Here is a 1,678-nt window from a genome sequence, read left to right as displayed (position 1 = left end):
CCCCCTTGAGGGGAGGGGTCGGGGGTGGGGGTCCATCAGTGGCTCACACAACCACCCCAACCCTCATTCCCTCCCCTCAAGGGGGAGGGAGGCGAAGGAGCCGCCGATTCCGATAAAGCCCGACACTCTCTAGACCGCGATCCCCTCGATCTCGCAGAGCTTCGCCAGCGCGCTATCCGGCGCCGGGGCGGGCATGCCGGCGCGGCCGCGGTTGGTGAGCTGGCTGCGCCAGACATGGACGGCGAGCGTCCGTTCCGTCACCGCATCCTCGAGCCGGCTGCCGGGCTGCATGAGCTTGGGCACGTCCTCGTAGGCCAGGGGATAGAAGACCTCGCGCGGCTGGACGAAGCGTTCGAGGCCGTGGCGGCGGATGTGGTAGGTGAGGGGAAAGGGGCCGGTGGCGCCGAACTGCATCTGGTGGGGCGCGACGGAAAAGCCGAGGAGCCGGCGCGCGGCGACTTCGAGCCGGCGCAGCGGGGGAAGGTGCGGCTCGATGAGGCGCTTGCCCCCCGGCTCGAAGACGGCGAGGAGGTCGGCGAGCAGCGGCGCGCCGGCGGGGATGCGCAGCACCGCGTTGTTGACCGAACCGTCCCGCTCGTAGCCGAAGAGATAGGGCGGCGGATCGGCGATGGGTTTGAGGCAATAGACGTCGAGATCGGCCCAGACGCCGCGGCCGGCCCGCATCAGCTCGAGGCGGAAGCGGTCGGAAAAGACCGCGGGGGTGCCGCGATCCTTGTAGAAGACCATCGCCTCGCGCGGCAGGATCTCGCCGGCGTCGCGCAGCGTGACCCCGGCCGGCAGGCCCGCGAGGGGCTCATAGGCATAGACCTCGAGCGCGTGGCGATGGCGCAGGAACGAGGCGGCGCAGAGGCGCTCGAGCCAGGAAAGCGGCCCGTGCCAGAAGGAAACGATGGTCGGCAGGCTCATCTGCGGCTCGCGTCGGATGCGGGAGCTGCAGAGATGTCAAAGCCTGCCGCGCTTGTCCAGCGCGTCCCGCGGCTTGGAGCGTGGTCGCGTTTTTCGAACCGGAAAGGTGGTATCCACTTTTCCTGAAAACGCTCCTCAATCGGCAGGCTTGCCGTCCTCTTCCTCGTCGAGGAGCATGGCGACGGCCGCGTTGGCGGAGAGCCGGACGGTATCGCCCTCGACCTCGGCGACGAGCCCGCCGTCGAAATAGTGGCTGTGGCCGGAATGGGCCGCCCCACCCTCGCCCTCGGGCGGTTCGACCGGAACGAGGCGGATGCGCCCGCCCTCCACCGCCTCGACGGTGCCGACGGGAACGCCATCGGCGCCGACGATCCGCATGCCCGGCTTGATATCGGTGAGCTGGCTCACTTGCATACTCCTTTTGGTGTGGCGGCATGATGTTAGCCGCGCCGGACGGCAAATGCATGTCGATACGCGCGGGTTCCGCCCGCGCAGCCGGTGAGCCAGTTCCGCCGGGCAGCGCTTTTCGCCGCCCGGACGCTCGATCCTGCGGTTATGGTCCTTTCGGACACACGAATGCGGGGCGGCTTTCGCCTCCTTGATAATTTTAGATGGGAGGCAATTGCCGCCCCACACGCCGGGATTTGTGAGCCGTACACGAAGCATGCGGACGCTGATGATCCGCCGGTCCGTAACAGACACCCTGCCCGCCGGCGACCCGGCTGCCCCAACGCCCCCGCCCGACATCTCG

General features: G+C 68.6%; 2 protein-coding genes. Both read right to left on the bottom strand.

Features of this window, described 5'->3' with window-relative positions:
• Positions 1 to 129 precede the first annotated feature (129 nt).
• Positions 130 to 927 carry a glycosyltransferase family 32 protein gene (locus VE25_RS02210; protein ID WP_046106954.1) on the bottom strand — a complete coding sequence of 266 codons (798 nt, stop codon included), beginning with the start codon at positions 925 to 927 and terminating at the stop codon, positions 130 to 132.
• 135 nt (positions 928 to 1,062) lie between these two features.
• Positions 1,063 to 1,335, bottom strand: coding sequence for a DUF2171 domain-containing protein (locus VE25_RS02205; RefSeq protein ID WP_046106953.1), 273 nt, complete (start codon positions 1,333 to 1,335; stop codon positions 1,063 to 1,065).
• Positions 1,336 to 1,678: the final 343 nt, after the last annotated feature.

Origin of the sequence: Devosia geojensis (assembly GCF_000969415.1) — a bacterium.
GTDB lineage: Bacteria > Pseudomonadota > Alphaproteobacteria > Rhizobiales > Devosiaceae > Devosia > Devosia geojensis.
Note: the sequence above shows the minus strand (reverse complement) of the source record. Positions and strands in the feature narration are given on the sequence as shown.